Genomic DNA, 15,021 nt, shown 5'->3' on the forward strand with positions numbered 1-15,021 from the left:
GTGGACCCGGCCGTGTTCATCGAGCGGCTGAGCCTGGACCCGCCGGTCGACGACGAGGACGAGGCCGACGCGGTCACCCTGATGACCCTGCACGGCGCCAAGGGCCTGGAGTTCCCGGTGGTGTTCCTGGTGGGGATGGAGGAGGGGTTGCTGCCCCACCGACGGGATCCGGACGCGCCCCGGGCCGAGCTGGACGAGGAGCGCCGGCTGTGCTACGTGGGCATGACCCGGGCCCGGGAGGTGCTCCACCTGTGCCACGCCAAGGCCCGACGGCGGCAGGGGGTGCTGCGGCCGGCCGTGCCGAGCCGGTTCCTGGGAGAGATCCCGGCGAGCCTGACCGAGGGGCGCGAGCCCGAGCGGGACGAGGAGGAGGAGAAGGAGATGGCCAGGAGCTTCTTCTCCGGGATCCGGGGGATGCTGGGATGAGACGGTGGAAGGCCGCCCTGGTGCAGATGGCGTTGGAGGAGGGCGCGGTGGACCGCAATCTCGACCACGCCCTGGACCTGGCCGCCGGGGAGGGCGCCGACCTGGTGGTGTTCCCGGAGCTGTTCACCACGGGTTATGCCCTGGAGCGGGCGGTCGAGCTGGCCCGCCGGGGGCCGGGCACCCTGGAGCGGCTCGGCCGGTGGGCCCGCTCAAGCGGGGTCCGGGTGGCCGGAACCCTGCTCCACCCCTGGGCCGGCGGCGTGGCCAACGCCGCGTTCTTCGTGGAGGCCGACGGCCGGGTGCTCGACCTCTACCCCAAGGTCCACCGGTTCCGGCCCATGGACGAGCACCGATACCTGGAGGCGGGGACCTCGCCCCGGGTGTGGGACACCTCCCTGGGCAGGCTGGCCGTGGCGGTCTGTTACGACCTGAGGTTTCCGGTGTTCTGCCACCGGCTGGCGTTGTCGGGAGCCGTCGCCCTGGTGGTGCCGGCCGAGTGGCCCCGACCCCGCACCCGCCACTGGGAGGTTCTCCTGGAGGCCCGCGCGGTCGAGGGGGCCTGGTGGGTGCTGGGCGCGAACCGGGTGGGCCCGGGCCGGGACGCCCGGTTCGAGGGGGCGAGCCGGGTGCTGGACCCCTGGGGCCGGGTGGTGGCCTGCCTGGGAGACGAGGAGGGCACGGCCGCGGCCGAGGTGGATCCGGCCCTGTCGGCCGGGGCCCGCACCCGCATCCCGGTGTTCGAGGACCGGATCCCCGGCCTGGACGACCCCGCTCCCCTGCCTTGATCCCCCTTCCTGTCGGCGAGCCGCGCCGGCTTCCGCCCGGGTCCGGCTCCCTCCCCTCCACCGACCCACAGGTTCTTCTTGACACGCTGTTTGCGGTCCGTTAGCGTTCTGCCGAACGGCCGTTCGGTTGAGAAAGGGGTGAATATGGCGGAGAGAAGGCGGTTGCGGCCCGATCTTCGGCGGCAGCAGATCCTGGAGGCTGCCGTCCGGATCTTTTACGAACAGGGGTATGAAGCGGCGAGCCTGCGGGACCTGGCCGAGCGGGTGGGGATCAACAAGGCCACCGTGTACCACTATTTCGAGAGCAAGGAGGACATCCTCTACCACATCGTGGACCGGGTGGGGGGGGAGCTGCTTGAGGGCGTGCGCGAGGCGTTCGAGGCAGGAGGACCGCCCCTGGAGATGCTCGAGCGGATGATCCGGTTCCAGATCGGGTACATGGAGCACCACGTCGAGGAGATCAAGGTGCTGGTCGAGGAGAAGAAGAGCCTCCGGCCCGACCTCTACAAACACGTCCGCCGGACCGAGGCCGAGATCCTGCGGCTGTACAAGGAGGTGCTGGAACGGTGCGTGCGGGCCGGCCGGGTGAGGCCCGTGCACATCACCACGGCGGCCTTCGGCATCCTGGGGCAGATCAACTGGTTCTATCACTGGTACCGGCCCGACGGGCCCCTCACCATCGGTCAGCTGGCCGACGAGGTGGTGGGGCAGCTGTTCCACGGGCTGCTGCCCCGGCAGACGGGGTGAGCCCGGGCCGCAAGACGCTGTCGTGCTTGAGGGAGGAGATCGTCCATGAGAGTCGGGATCGTGGGAGCCGGCGTGCTCGGCTCCATCTTCGGAAGCCTGCTGAGCCAGAAGGGGTTCGACGTCACCCTGGTGGAGGTGCTTGAGGAGCGGGTGCGGCTGATCGAGCGGGAGGGGCTGTGGCTCCAGATGCCGGACGGGAGCCGCGTGCACACCCGGGTGGCGATCACCTCGGACCCGGCACGGGTGGGGGTGCAGGACGTGGTCATGGTGTGCGTGAAGGGGTACCACACCGCGTCGGCGATCCGGGGCGCCCTGCCCATGGTCGGGCCTGACACGGTGGTGCTGTCGGTGCAGAACGGCCTGGGCAACCTGGAGACCATCGCCGGGGTGGTGGGGCCCGATCGGGTCGTGGGAGGGATCACCGCCCACTCGGGCATGCCCGTGGGCATGAACGAGGTGCGCTACGTGGGCGGGCTGGGCCCGCTGCTGGTGATCGGACCCTACGACGGCGTGCGCAGGCCCGGGTTCGAGCGGCTCGTCGAGGCCCTGCGGAAGGCCGGGCTCGACGTGCACGACGTGGACGACATCAACCCGGTCATCTGGAAGAAGCTGATCGCCAACGTGGCCACCAACTGCGTGGCCGCCCTGACCGGGCTGCGGGGCGGCGAGGCCGTCAAGCACGAGCCCACGGTGAACCTGATCCGCGCCCTGGCCGGGGAGCTGGCCCAGGTGGCCCGGGCCAAGGGGATCGACTTCCCCGAGCTGGAGAACCCTGGGGAGTTCGCCCTGAAGGCCTTCGCGGGCACCAAGGACAACAAGGTGTCCATGCTCCAGGACGTGGAGGCCGGCCGGCCCACCGAGATCGGTAACCTGAACGAGGTGATCGTGCGGGAGGGGCAGCGGCTCGGGATCCCCACTCCGTACAACCAGGCCGTGACCTGGCTGGTGCGGGGCGTGGAGGAGCGCAACCGCCTGCGGATGGAGCGCATGGAGACCGAGGGGGCGGCCCGGAAGGCGTGAGGTCGTGGAGATCCAGGTCGAGTGTTACGCGGGGTACCGCGGAGAGGAGCGGCCGGTCCGGTTTCGGATCGGCCGCCGTCGCGTGGAGGTCCGGCAGATCCTGGACCGGTGGTGGGGCCCGGACCACCGGTACTTCAAGGTTCGGGGAGAGGACGGGGCGGTGTACATCCTGCGCCTGGACCTGGAGACCGGCGGCTGGGAGCTGACGCTGTACGACCGCCGCGTTGACGGACCCGGAGGCCGGCGGTAGGGTGCCGGCGATGCCGAGTCGCGTTCCAACCGAGAGCCGTCCAGCCGCCCAGCCGGCCGAAGGCCCCAGGCCGACGACCAACGACCAACGACTGACGACCAACGACCGAAGTTACTGGGAAGGGGGTGCCATGGACCCGTGCGCTGAGGCCCGGATTCTCGACAGCCTGGGTTGGGGGGTGCTGGTGGTGGGGCGCTGGAGCCGGGTGATCCTGGCGTTCAACCGGCGCATGGAGGAGATCTCGGGCATCCCCAGGGCCGAGGCGGTGGGCCGGCCCGTGGCCGAGGTGTTCGGCCACCTGCGGGGGCTGGACCTGGAGTCCCTGGATGCCGAGATCCAGGCCACCGGCGGGTTCGAGGCCCGGTCGGTGCGCCTGGAGCGGCCCGGGGGCGAGGTGGTGTACCGGCACCTGCGGGGCGACGTGCTCGACGGGGGGCAGGCCGGGGAGCCCGCCGTGGTCGTGAGCGTGCAGGACGTGACCGAGCGGGAGTTCCTGCGGTGGTCCCTCACCCGGTACCTGTCCCGGGAGGTGGTGGACCTGGTCCTGGGCCGGGGGCGGGAGGGGCCGATCGAGGGCCGGGAGCTGGATGCGGCCGTGCTGGTGGCCGACATGAGGGGGTTCACGGGCACGGCCGAGGGGCTCACCCCGGGGGAGCTGTTCGAGACCCTGAACGCCTACCTGGGCCCCATGGTGGAGGCCGTGACCCGGAACCGCGGCATGATCGACAAGTTCGTGGGCGACGGGTTCATGGCGGTGTTCGGGCTGGGCGCGGCCGTCGAGGGAGACGAGGCCACCCAGGCCCTTCGCGCCGCCCTGGAGCTGCGGAGCCGGGTGGACGAGGTGAGCCGTCGCCGGGGGGAGCAGGGGCTGCCCACGCTGGGGCTCGGGTTCGGGGTCCACTGGGGGCCGGCCCTGGCCGGAACGGTGGGCAGCGACCTGCGGATGGAGTACACCCTGGTCGGCGACACGGTGAACGTGGCCCACCGTATCCAGGCCCTGGCCGAGCCCGGCGAGATCCTGGTGACCCGGGCCGCCGCCCGGGCCGCGGCCTCGGGGTTCCGGTGGGGCGAGACCCGGTGGGTGCGGGTACGGGGGCGCAAGGCCCCCGTGAAGGTCGCCGCCCTCCTCGGGGAGGAGGGCGGCGGGGCGGGAGGCCAATGTGGCGTTCCGTAAGGCCGGATATCGCGTCAGGGGGTGAATCCGGGGCCTCCCCCTCCGCTGAACGCCCTCGCGGGGGCCGCCACGGTTCGGTCCGCTGCACCGGGCGGCCCCGGCTGCTCGGGCGTCGCGCTCCGGCGAAGGCCCCAGATTCACCCGAGATGGGCGCTAAACCTTGTTGCGGAACACGGGGCCTAGATCTGGAACAGCGGGGTAGAGAGGTAGCGCTCGCCGCTGTCGGGCAGCACCACCACGACCAGCTTGCCCTCGTTCTCCGGCCGGCCGGCGACCTTCAGGGCCGCGGCCACGGCCGCCCCGCTGGAGATCCCGGAGATGATCCCCTCCTCCCGGGCCAGGCGCCGCGCGGTCTCGAACGCCTCGTCGTCCGTGACCTGGACCACCTCGTCCACCACCGACATATCGAGCACGTCCGGCTTGAACCCGGCCCCGATGCCCTGGATCTTGTGCGGCCCCGGCACCCCGCCCGAGAGCACGGGGGAGGCCGCCGGCTCCACGGCCACCGAATGGATGGCCTTGCCCTTCTCCTGCTTGATGTACCGGCTCACCCCGGTGATGGTGCCCCCGGTGCCCACCCCCGACACCAGGATGTCGATCTTGCCCTCGGTGTCGTTCCAGATCTCCGGGCCGGTGGTCTTGAAGTGGATCTCCGGGTTGGCCGGGTTCTTGAACTGGTTGGGCATGAAGTAGCGGTTCGGGTCCGAGTCCACGATCTCCTGGGCCTTTCGGATCGCCCCTCCCATGCCCTCGCTGCCGGGGGTCAGCACGAGCTCGGCGCCGAACGCGGCGAGCATCTTGCGTCGCTCCATGCTCATGGTCTCGGGCATGGTCAGGATCAGCCGGTACCCCCGGGCGGCGCACACGTAGGAGAGGGCGATGCCGGTGTTCCCGCTGGTGGGCTCCACCACGGTCACGCCGGGTTTCACGAGCCCCTTCTGCTCGGCGTCCCAGATCATCGAGGCCCCGATCCGGCACTTGACCGAGTAGGCGGGGTTCCTTCCCTCCACCTTGGCCGCCACCGTGGCCTTCAGGCCCTGGGTCAGACGGTTCAACCGGATGAGGGGGGTGTTTCCGATGCTCAGGCTGTTGTCCTCGAAGATGCGGGCCATGGGACTCCTCCGGGTAGAAGTTGGGTCGGCGTTGCGCCCGCGAGGGTAGCACCCCCCGGGCGCGATGCAAGGGCAGCTTACACCAACCCACTCAATCGATCAAGAATATGGACATTGGCTAGAAGAAAGTTTCGAAAGAAAGAGGGTTTTCCCGGGTCACCCGGATTGCGGCGCGTCCGGGCAGGGGGCATTTGGTCTCGCAGATCCCGCACCCCACGCACCGTTTCTCCTCCACCCGGGGCAGCTTGAGCCCCGGTCGGGCCGGATCCGGGTCGAACACGATCGCCTTGGGCTGGGTGGGGCAGTGCTCCTCGCACACGAGGCAGTTGCGGCCGGACCGCCACGGCAGGCACCGGTTGCGGTCGAACACGGCCAGGCCGATGACCCACCGCTCCTTCTCCCCCTCGGCCAGGTACCCGATCGCGCCGGTGGGGCAGACCTGGCCGCACAGCCGGCAGTGGTACTCGCAGTACCCCAGACGGGGAACGAGCCGGGGGGTCCACATCCCCCCCAGGCCGGCCTCCAGCAGGGCCGGGTGCAGGGCGTTGCGGGGGCACACCCGCATGCAGGCCCCGCACCGGATGCATCGTTTCCGGAACTCGTCCTCGGCCTTGGCGCCGGGGGGCCGCAGGAAGTACGCCCCGGTCTCCGCCTCCGCGGCGCGGATCCGAGGGAAGAGCCCGGCTGCGAGCCCGAACCCGGCGGCCGCCACCACGGCCCGCCGGTGCCGGCGGGGCACCGGGGAGGAGGGCCGGACAGGCCCGGATCGGCGCGCGGCCCGGGGGCACACCGAGGCGCAGGAGCCGCACTGGATGCACACCCCAGGCTCCGCCGGATCGGCGGCCGAGGCCCCGGTGGGGCAGGCGGTCCCGCAGGCGGAGCACGGCCCGCAGTCGGGGGCCCGCGACCGGCCGAACGGGCCGATCCGGGCCAGGAGGCCGAGGAGGGCCCCCAGGGGGCACAGGTGGGCGCACCAGAATCGGGGGGCCAAGAGCTCCAGCGCGAGCACGGCCCCGAACCCGACCGCGGTGAGCCCGGCCATCAGGAACCGGGGGCGTCCGAAGGCGAGGACCGGGTCGAGCCACCGGTACAGGAGATCGGCCGCGTCCGGAGAGGCCCGATCCGCGACCGCGACGAGCCCCTTCAGACCCGCGTCGAGCCAGGGGTGGAACGCGAGGGTCAGGGAACGGAGCAGGAGGCTCAGGGGATCGAACAGGCCCAGCAGCGGCAGGCCCGCCGCGGCCGCGGCGACGAGCCCCACCAGCACGGCCGGGGCCAGGGCCGCAGGCGCCCGCCGGAGGCGCCGCCCAGGCCCGACGACCCGCCGCAGGCCGGCTCCGGCCCCGTCCAGCACCGTGCCCATGGGGCACATCCAGCCGCAGAAGAACCGGCCCAGGAACACCGTGGCCGCGGCCAGCACCAGCGCCCCCAGCCACCGGGGATCGAGCGCCTCTCGACCCACGGCCAGAGCCTCGGCCACGAAGGCCAGGGGATCGAGCCGGAACACCAGATGCACCGGCCAATCCAGCAGATCTTGCCCCCGGTAGGCGGTCCGGGCGAACAGGGCCAGGAACCCCAGGAACAGCAGCAGCTGAACCGTGCGGCGCGGTCGAACCCTCACCGGACCGGAACCCTCCCCAGGTCGGCCACGCCCAGGCCCCGCTCGTGGGCCCGCCGGATGTAGCCCACCTCCATGGGGTCCACCCCGAACACCCGGGCGCCCCAGGCGTCGGCGGCCACCACGTCGGTCGTGGCGGCCAGCCGGTTCGCCACCCGCACCCCCTCGGTGCCCCCGCCCTGGGGTCCGTTGCGGGTGAGGATCCGGGTCGCGTCCACCACCACCAGGTGGGAGCGCACCGCAAGGTTCAGATCCACCAGGCTCTCGGCGATGTCCCAGTGGATCCGGCCCCGGTTGCCCCCCATGACGCCCATGAGGTTCTTCATGGCCAGGGTGACCCCGGTCAGGCCGTGGTGCTTCACCACCGGGCAGTTGATCAAGACGTCCGCCGTGAGGGCCGGCCGGTACAGGGGCCACCGGGTCAGTTTGCGCGCGCCGGCGATGGCCACCACCACGAACCGGTCGTCGCGCACGTACTCCAACCGGACCCGGTCGTCGCCCAGCGCCTCCACCGCCGCCCGGATGCCGCTGCGCTCGTAGGAGCGTCGGGCGTCGTTGCAGGTGCGGTCGAAAACCCGGACCGACCGGGCGCCGGCCCGGCGGGCCAGTCGGGCCAGCTCCGCCACCACGGCCGGGTGGGTGTTGGCCGCCTCCTCGGGGGTGCGGTCCCATCCGATGTTGGGCTTGACCACCACCCGGTCGCCGGGCCGCACGAACGCGGCCATGCCCCCCAGTTTCCCCACCGCCGTGCGCACCAGGGCCGCCGGGTCTTCGCCCCGGACCTCGGCCAGGGGCCGGGGCACGGGCGCGGCCCGGGCCGGGCGGGTCAGGGGCAGGGGGAGCCAGGGAGCCAGGGCTGCCGCCCGCAGCCCGAGCCCGAGGAACCGGCGGCGCGAGAGCGGGATCATGGCGGTCAGATCAGCTTCCTGCGCCGCAGGAAGTCCCGGGCGGCCTTGCGGGGATCGCCCCGGTCCGTCAGCGTGGCCAGGACGTCGTCGGTCACCAGCCCGCGGGTCTTGGCGATCAGCCGCGGCAGGGCCGGGAACTTGCGCAGGATATCCTTGCGGGCCACCGGAGCGGCCGGCCCCTCGCCGGCTTCCCCATAACCCAGGGGCGGCAGCCACACCAGGTTGAACCGTTCCAGGTAGGCCTCCTTGACCAGATCGTACCGGGCCTTGGGGTCGCCCGGGTCGGCGAGGTCCAGCCGCTCCAGGGCCCGGCCGGCCGCCTCCACCACGATGTCCACCTCGTGGCGCACCATGGCGTCGTGGGCCGCGTCCGGCCCGTCGAACTCCTGGATCTTCACGGTGGTGCCGGTGCGTTCGTTGATCAGCACGGCCAGGATCTGGGCCACCACCCGCCCTTCGGGCCGGGCCACCGCCCCCAGGATCAGGGTCTTGCCCACGCAGGCCAAGCCCGGCGTGGCGAACAGCACAAGCCCCACCACGGCGCACACGAATCTCTTAAGGGTCAACGCGGTACCTCCAAGTGATTTCGGTCGTTGGTCGTCGGTCGAAAGCTCGCCCCGACATCGGAGTCGATGGGCCCCGGACCAACGAACGTTACCCTTCCCGTTGTGCGGCCCCGAAGGGGCCTAAGGGGGCTTCTCAGTAGCTTCGGTCGTTAGGGCGCCCGTACCTCCAGGCACAAGAGCCCCTGCTCCCTCGTCCCGACGAACACCGTGCTCCCCAGGGCGGCCGGGTCGGCCTGGGCCCCCTCGCCCACGAGCCAGGCGTCCCACTCCATACCGGTGGCCGGGTCGAGCAGGTACGCCCACCCCCCCAGGGTGGTCACGACCAGGGCCCGGTCGTCGAGAACGAGGGGGGCCGAGCGCACTCCCCCCTCGAGGGGCACCTGCCACAGCTGCCGGCCCGAGCCGGGATCCACGGCATGGAGCCGACCCCGGTCGTCGCCCAGGTAGAGGGCGTCCCGGTCCAGGCTGGGCCCGCCGTACCATATGGGGGCCCCCAGGTCACGGGTCCATCGCTCTCGGCCGGTAACCGGATCCAGGGCGTGGAGGACCCCGGACCGGTCTGCCACGAACACCCCCGGCCGCCCCGCGGCAGCCCTGGACAGGAGGGGGGCCCCGGCCCGATGGGACCAGCGAAGCGCTCCGGTGGCCGGGTCGAGGGCGTAGAGGGTACCGTCCTGGCAGGGAGCGAGCACCAGGCCCGGGGCCACGGTCAGCGGCGCCCGGAACGGACCCTTCCCCTCGAAGGTCCACAGGGGGGCCAGCCGGCCTTCTCGCGTTTCAAACGCCCGCACCCGGCCGTCCCACCCGGCCGCGAACAGGGTGGAGCCCGCGAAGGCGGGGGCCGACTGGCGATGGTCGTCGGCCGGCGAAGGGGTGCTCTCCGCCCGGTCCAGCACCGTCAGGTCGGGACGGGAGAGGAGGTACAGGCCTCGATCCCACGACCAAACGGCCAGGGTCCCCGGGCCCAGGGCCGGGCCGGCGTCCACCACGTCGGGCAGGAGAGCCTCGGCCCGCACCCGGCCGTCCAGACCGCCCAGCCGGACCACCCGGCCGGCCCAGGAGGCGGCGTACACCCCCCCGTCCGCAGGCCGGGCCGGGGCGTCCACGAACCCTCCCAGATCGGCCGACCACCGGCCGTCCCACCCGGGCCAGCCCTCCGGGCCGGCCCAGGCGACCTCCCCGGGCTTCGCGTCGATCCGTACCCCGGGATTCCCCTCGGGGGGGCGGGGCGGGGGGGCTCCCCAGTCGTTCCCCCGGGTTATCACGGTGCCGGTGAAAAAGTCCCCCGGCCGCAGGGGCACGTCGTTTTCCCGGAACCGGTTCCCCACGAACTCCGACCCGGCGTCCTCCTCGAACAGGAAGAGGGCGGTTCGGTTGTGGTGGAACCGGTTGGCCTCCACCCGGTTCCGGGACCGGTGGGCGTTGTAGGCCTTGCCCGGGTGGCCGTAGAACAGGTTCCGGGCGACCACCAGCTCGGAGTTGCCCAGGCGGGTTCCGTCCACGTTGCGCCGGAACACGCTGTCGGTGATCCGGCCCCGGGCGAAGTGGGCATGGATGCCCCGGGTGCTCCCCTCCAGCACGCACCGGCTCATCTCGATCCGGCCGAAGTCCACCCGCACCTCCCCCCACCGGCCGGGCCGGGCCGGGCCGTCGGCCGGCGCGAACACGATGGGCCGCTCCCGGGTCCCCCGGGCGGTCAGGTCCCCCTCGATCCGGATCGAGGCGTCGCCCCAGCCGTCGCCGTCGTCGTCGCGGAACGCGAACAGCACCCGGGTGCCGGGCTCGATCACCAGCCGGGTGCCCCGGGGCAGGACCACGTCCCGGGTGATCCGGACCTCTCCGGACCACCGGATCACCCGGTCCGGGGCCGGGCGCCCTGTCAGGGCGCACCCGGCCAGCGATACGGCGCCCAGTAGCAGAGCGGCGAGGCCGCGCCTCATCGGGTCACCACCACCGTGAGACCGGTCAGGCGGGCCCCGGGCGCCAGATCGATCCGGGAGCCCCGGGGGCCCCGGTAGAAGCCCACCCGCTCATCGAGCCCCGGCGGGCCGCCCAGCCGCTCCCGGGCCCCCAGGTACACCACCCCCGCCAGGGGGGTCTCGATCCGAAACCGGCCGTCCTCGGCCGTGGGCTCGGAGAACGCGTCGGGTCGGTCGAGCATGTCGGGGTTGCGGTACAGGCACGCCCGCAGGCCCGGCAGGGGGTTGCCCCGGCCGTCCACGATCCGTCCCTCCACCACGGCGAAGGCGCCGCGGAACCGGGCCATCCGCTCGGCCGAGGGCAGCTGGACGGTCTCGATCGTGACCCGGACCCTCTCGCCCCGGGAGAGGCGCAGGGGCAGGTGGGGCAGCAGTCCGAACCGGTCCCCCGGGTGCAACCGGCCCCGCGACCCGGGCAGCCGGGCCCGGGCGGCCAGGTAGTAGGTGCCGGGCGGCAGGGGCAGGACGAACCGGCCCCGGCCGTCCGTGGGGTCGGACACCGCGTAGCCGGGGCCCCGCAGCCCCTTGCCGATCTGCAGGTAGGCGAACACCCGGGCCCCGGCCACCGGTTCGCCGTCGGCCACCACGGTTCCCTCCACCGCCTCCTTGCCCGGTTCGGTCCGCAGCCGCTCGGCGGGGTGGATCGGGACCAGCGGCAGGTTGAGGCCGGTGAGGCGGGTCAGCACGAGCACGGGGTTGCGGCCAAAAAATGCGTACAGCCCGGGTGCCCGGGCCTCCACCAGGTACCTGCCGGGGGGGACCACGGCACGGAAGACGCCTTTGGATCCGGACGTCACCCGGGTCACGGGCTCGGGAAGATCCATGGGCTCGGTGGGGAGGGGCAGAAACCGGACCTCGGCCCCTTCGAACCCCTTCCCTTGGACCGACACCCGTCCCTCCACCGGAGCGCCGGCCGGCCGGGGGGGAGGCGCTCCCGCGCACGAGGCCAACAGGGCCGCCACGAGCGCCGCAGCGACCCGGTAGAGCCGCCCGCTCACGGTGTTGCCAGGGCCCATCGAGCCAGCCCCAGGGCGGCCGACCCGAGGAGGCCCAGCCCCAGGTACACCCCCAGCACCCGGGGCCGGAACATGGCCGCGAGGGTGGCCGAGGCGGGGATGCTCGTGACCGGCCCGGCCATGAGGAACGCCAAGTCCGGGCCGGCCCCCAGCCCCTTGGCCTGGAGCCCTGCCAGCACCGGCACCACCGGCACCTGGTGCAGGGGCAGGGGCAGGGCCACGGCCGTGGCCACGAGCACCCCCAGGGGCCCCCCCTGGCCACCGAGCCACACCAGCCAGCGGGTGGGAACCAGCACCTGGATCACCGCCTCCAACAGGATGGCCACCCCCACCCACAGGAACACGAACGAGCCCACGTCCCAGAACCGGTCGAGGAAGAATCGCAGCCGGCTGTCCCGGGGCATCACGGTCATGGTTCGCACCCGGAACCCGTTGGCGCAGGCGATCTCGTACGCCGGGGCCAGCTCCCCCTCGGGGGTGTACACGGGCCTGAGCCGCAGCAGGTCGGGGCCCAGCACCCCGGCCCGCTCCAGGGCCAGGGTTCCGAACCCCGCCAGGAGCCCGAGGAACACGGCCCCCCCCAGCTTCCACCAAGCAAGGGCCGGACCCACCCCGCCCCAGGTCAGCGCGAACGAGGCCGGGTCCATCACCGGGCTCGTAACCAGCAACGCCATGAGGGGGGGCAGCGGAACCCCCGACAGGGCCATGGGGATCACCACGGGAAGGATGCCGCACGAGCACAAGGGGCTCAGGGTACCCACGGCCGTGGCGATCAGGATCCCCCACGGTCCGGCCCGGCCCACGTACACCCGCACCTTGCGGTCCCACTGGTAGGTCTTGATCAGGGCCGCCACCCCCACCCCCAGCAGGGTGAACCATCCCATGCGCCAGGCCTCGCCCAGGGCGACCCGTCCGATCTCCCGCAACGCCTCCCACCCGGTCACGGCAATCCCTCCACCCGCAAGAGCCGGGCGGCCTCGGCAGTGGCCAGCTCGGCCAGGATCTCTTCGGCCAGGGCCTCCCTCCGGGCCCGTTCCTCCGACCCCTCGGGAAGCTCGAGGGCGGCACGGCGGTGCTCGCTCCACCTGCGGCCCCGATCCAGGGCCCCGGGCAGCAGCTCGGAAGCCACCCGAAACGGCCCCTCCTCGACCCCCAGCTCGAGCCGATGGCGTCCGCCGGGCACCACCTCGAGGTTGCGGTTGCCCGGGGTGCAGCCGGTGGCCACCTGGACGCCGTCCAGGGCGCAGGTGTGGTGGTGGTACCGGGCCCGGAGCTTCACGCCGGGCTCCGGTGCCAGGGCCCGGCGGGCCGCGAGCCCGAGCCGCGCGCCCAGGATCGACATGGGGCACCGGTGGCCATGGAGCCGGGCCAGAAACCGCAACAGGTCTTCGGTGGCGGCGTCAGAAGGCATAGTGGTGCGGGCAGTCCTTGCGGAACAGGTCCCAGTAGGTCTCGACCATGTCGGGGGTGAGCCAGGGCGTGATCCTCTCGAGCGCCCGCTCGAAGTCCTCGGGGACCACCTCGTCCCGGCCCGCCTTGGCGGCCTCAAGGGCGGCGCGCTTGCACAGGCTCTCGATGTCCCAGCCCACGTACCCCTCGGTGCGGCGGGCCAGGTCGTCCGCATCCACCTCGGGGGACAGCCGGGGAATCCGGGCCAGGTAGATGTCCAGCATGGCCCGCCGGTCCGCCTGCCGGGGGGGCGGCACGAACACCTTGCGGTTGAACCGGCGCTTCTCCTTGATCAGGGCCTGGTCCACCGTGTCGATCCGGTAGCACGAGCCCACCAAGGCCACGCCCGGCACCCCCTGGATCCGGTCCACCTCCTCGATGAACCGCCGGGTGAGGTCCGGGTCGGCGAACGTGGGGGGGATGCCCCGGAGGTTCCCCGGCCCCCACTCGTAGGAACATCCGGCCCGGGGGGCGAGCCACTCGCAGTCGCTCACGAACAGCACGCAGGGAGCCTCGTGGGCGGCGTCGTCGAAGGCCCGGTGGATCTCGTCGGGCTTGCCGAGCATCTCCTGGCCCGACACGTACACGAACCCCGCCCCGGCGGCCCGGGCCGCGGCCTCGGCCAGCATGGTGATCCCCACCCCCAGCGGCCCCCACAGCATCACCCCCGCCGGGGGGGTGAGGCCGAGCCGTTCCAGACGGTCGGGGTGGCGCAGGGGCAGGCAGATCATCTCGTCCAGGGTCTGCTTTACCTCGGGAAACCCGCCGATGTCGTCCCAGGTGAGGCGGGGTTCCCGCACTTCGTAGAACACGCGCTCGAGTTTTCGGTGCATCAGCGTTCGCCTTGACAGGGGTGGGGGTGTGCCGTAGGGTTCCGGGGCGGTTTCCACCGGCCGGAGGCGTTGCCCATGGGTAGTGGTTCGGACGATGTCTTCACGCGGTTGGTCGGCCTGGCCGACGGGCTGCTCCGCCTGTTCGAAGACGGGCCGGCCCGGTCGTGTGCGCAGGCTGGGGCGACCCATTGGTCCCCACCCGTGGACGTGTACGACACGGGCGAGGCGTTCGTCATGGTGGCCGAGGTGCCGGGGCTGGATCAAGAGGCCATCCGGGCCGAGATCCAGGGAGACACCCTGGTCCTCCAGGGCGAGCGGCCCCTGGTACGGCCGACGGAGGGGCGAAGTTACCACCGCATCGAGCGGCCGGGGGGAACGTTCCGCCGGGTGTTTCGGCTGCCCGAGGACGTGGACCCCGACGCCGTGAGGGCCGTGTACCGCAACGGGGTGCTCGAAGTCACGATTCCCCGGAAGCGTCGAGGGACGCCGGTTCGGGTGTCGGTGGAGGGGTGAGGGACCGGCCGGGGACGAACCGCTGCAGGAACTGGGTTCGGTTGGCCACGCCCAGCTTCCGGAACGCCGAGCGCAGGTGCGACTTGATCGTGTGGGGGCTCACACACAGATACTCGGCCAGGGCGCGGTTGCCCAGGCCGGTACGGTAGAGGGCCTCGAGCACCTCCCGCTCCCGGTCGGTCAGCCCGTGGCGCCGGGCCAGCTCGTCCCACGGCGGGGGGGCCGAGGGCAGCGGCTTGGCCAGGGCCTCCTCCAGCCGCTCCAGGAACGTCTCCACCTCGAAGGGTTTCGGCAGAAAGTCCACCGCCCCCTTGCGTAGGCAGTCGATGGCCGCCTGCAGGGTGGCGTACCCCGTGATCACCACCACCCGGGTCCGCACCCCCCGCCGCGTGATCCGGTCCATGAGATCCCTGCCCCCCATCCCCGGCATGCGCAGGTCGGTCACCACAACGTCGTAGGCGTTCGTGTCCAACCGCTGCCAGGCCTCCGCTCCGGAGGACGCCGTGTCGACCCGGTATCCCATGAGGCGCGAGGCACGGGCCAGCGTGTCCAGCAGGCTCTCCTCGTCGTCCACGATCAGGATGCGGGGCGGGTGTCGCGGCACGTCGTTTCCTCGTCTGGATCG

General features: G+C 72.6%; 17 protein-coding genes. 7 read left to right on the forward strand and 10 right to left on the reverse strand.

Features of this window, described 5'->3' with window-relative positions; translation table 11 throughout:
• The 6 genes from DEFCA_RS0100005 to DEFCA_RS19960 all read left to right on the forward strand — a co-directional run.
• Window positions 1–426 (forward strand): 3'-5' exonuclease (locus DEFCA_RS0100005; RefSeq protein ID WP_029733277.1); only part of this gene is annotated, 426 nt, incomplete at its 5' end.
• Window positions 423–1,211: a nitrilase-related carbon-nitrogen hydrolase gene (locus DEFCA_RS0100010; RefSeq protein WP_025320994.1), complete on the forward strand. Its 789-nt coding sequence runs from the start codon at window positions 423–425 to the stop codon at window positions 1,209–1,211. The genes DEFCA_RS0100005 and DEFCA_RS0100010, both read left to right, overlap by 4 nt.
• 144 nt (window positions 1,212–1,355) lie before the next feature.
• The gene (locus tag DEFCA_RS19955; RefSeq protein ID WP_025320995.1) at window positions 1,356–1,958 is read left to right on the forward strand and encodes a TetR/AcrR family transcriptional regulator; all 603 of its coding nucleotides are present in this window, start codon (window positions 1,356–1,358) and stop codon (window positions 1,956–1,958) included.
• Window positions 1,959–2,003: 45 nt separating this feature from the next.
• On the forward strand, window positions 2,004–2,978 hold the full coding sequence (locus DEFCA_RS0100020) for a ketopantoate reductase family protein (protein WP_025320996.1): 975 nt from the start codon (window positions 2,004–2,006) through the stop codon (window positions 2,976–2,978).
• 4 nt (window positions 2,979–2,982) lie between these two features.
• Window positions 2,983–3,228: a hypothetical protein gene (locus DEFCA_RS0100025; RefSeq protein WP_025320997.1), complete on the forward strand. Its 246-nt coding sequence runs from the start codon at window positions 2,983–2,985 to the stop codon at window positions 3,226–3,228.
• 130 nt (window positions 3,229–3,358) lie between these two features.
• A complete protein-coding gene (locus DEFCA_RS19960; protein WP_025320998.1) occupies window positions 3,359–4,402 on the forward strand; it encodes an adenylate/guanylate cyclase domain-containing protein in 1,044 nt (347 codons plus the stop codon).
• Window positions 4,403–4,581: 179 nt separating this feature from the next.
• Here the strand turns inward: DEFCA_RS19960 and cysK are convergent, their stop codons facing one another.
• The 9 genes from cysK to DEFCA_RS0100075 all read right to left on the reverse strand — a co-directional run bounded on the left by cysK (window position 4,582) and on the right by DEFCA_RS0100075 (window position 13,883).
• Window positions 4,582–5,514: a cysteine synthase A gene (gene cysK, locus DEFCA_RS0100035; protein ID WP_025320999.1), complete on the reverse strand. Its 933-nt coding sequence runs from the start codon at window positions 5,512–5,514 to the stop codon at window positions 4,582–4,584.
• Window positions 5,515–5,632: 118 nt separating this feature from the next.
• Window positions 5,633–7,135 carry a 4Fe-4S binding protein gene (locus DEFCA_RS0100040; RefSeq protein ID WP_025321000.1) on the reverse strand — a complete coding sequence of 501 codons (1,503 nt, stop codon included), beginning with the start codon at window positions 7,133–7,135 and terminating at the stop codon, window positions 5,633–5,635.
• The gene (locus DEFCA_RS0100045; RefSeq protein WP_025321001.1) at window positions 7,132–8,040 is read right to left on the reverse strand and encodes a DUF362 domain-containing protein; all 909 of its coding nucleotides are present in this window, start codon (window positions 8,038–8,040) and stop codon (window positions 7,132–7,134) included. The genes DEFCA_RS0100040 and DEFCA_RS0100045 overlap by 4 nt, the downstream gene beginning before the upstream one ends.
• 5 nt (window positions 8,041–8,045) lie before the next feature.
• Window positions 8,046–8,606: a glycine betaine ABC transporter substrate-binding protein gene (locus tag DEFCA_RS19965; RefSeq protein ID WP_051463157.1), complete on the reverse strand. Its 561-nt coding sequence runs from the start codon at window positions 8,604–8,606 to the stop codon at window positions 8,046–8,048.
• 149 nt (window positions 8,607–8,755) lie between these two features.
• The gene (locus DEFCA_RS0100055; RefSeq protein WP_169709380.1) at window positions 8,756–10,546 is read right to left on the reverse strand and encodes an outer membrane protein assembly factor BamB family protein; all 1,791 of its coding nucleotides are present in this window, start codon (window positions 10,544–10,546) and stop codon (window positions 8,756–8,758) included.
• Complete coding sequence (locus DEFCA_RS0100060) at window positions 10,543–11,601, reverse strand: carboxypeptidase regulatory-like domain-containing protein (RefSeq protein ID WP_025321004.1); 1,059 nt, start codon at window positions 11,599–11,601, stop codon at window positions 10,543–10,545. The genes DEFCA_RS0100055 and DEFCA_RS0100060 overlap by 4 nt, the downstream gene beginning before the upstream one ends.
• Window positions 11,580–12,545, reverse strand: coding sequence for a permease (locus tag DEFCA_RS0100065; RefSeq protein WP_025321005.1), 966 nt, complete (start codon window positions 12,543–12,545; stop codon window positions 11,580–11,582). The genes DEFCA_RS0100060 and DEFCA_RS0100065 overlap by 22 nt, the downstream gene beginning before the upstream one ends.
• Window positions 12,542–13,012 (reverse strand): formylmethanofuran dehydrogenase subunit E family protein, encoded by a 471-nt coding sequence (locus DEFCA_RS19970; RefSeq protein WP_025321006.1) that lies wholly within the window; start codon window positions 13,010–13,012, stop codon window positions 12,542–12,544. Before DEFCA_RS19970 ends, DEFCA_RS0100065 begins: the two co-directional genes overlap by 4 nt.
• The gene (locus tag DEFCA_RS0100075; RefSeq protein WP_025321007.1) at window positions 13,002–13,883 is read right to left on the reverse strand and encodes an AAA family ATPase; all 882 of its coding nucleotides are present in this window, start codon (window positions 13,881–13,883) and stop codon (window positions 13,002–13,004) included. The genes DEFCA_RS19970 and DEFCA_RS0100075 overlap by 11 nt, the downstream gene beginning before the upstream one ends.
• Before the next feature lie 75 nt (window positions 13,884–13,958).
• On the opposite strand from DEFCA_RS0100075, the gene DEFCA_RS0100080 reads away from it, so the two are divergent.
• Complete coding sequence (locus DEFCA_RS0100080; RefSeq protein WP_025321008.1) at window positions 13,959–14,396, forward strand: Hsp20/alpha crystallin family protein; 438 nt, start codon at window positions 13,959–13,961, stop codon at window positions 14,394–14,396.
• On the opposite strand, the gene DEFCA_RS0100085 is transcribed toward DEFCA_RS0100080, so the two are convergent.
• A complete protein-coding gene (locus tag DEFCA_RS0100085) occupies window positions 14,341–15,000 on the reverse strand; it encodes a response regulator transcription factor (protein WP_025321009.1) in 660 nt (219 codons plus the stop codon). The two genes, DEFCA_RS0100080 and DEFCA_RS0100085, sit on opposite strands and share 56 nt — an antisense overlap.
• Window positions 15,001–15,021 lie beyond the last annotated feature (21 nt).

The organism is Deferrisoma camini S3R1, assembly GCF_000526155.1.
Lineage (GTDB): Bacteria > Desulfobacterota > Deferrisomatia > Deferrisomatales > Deferrisomataceae > Deferrisoma > Deferrisoma camini.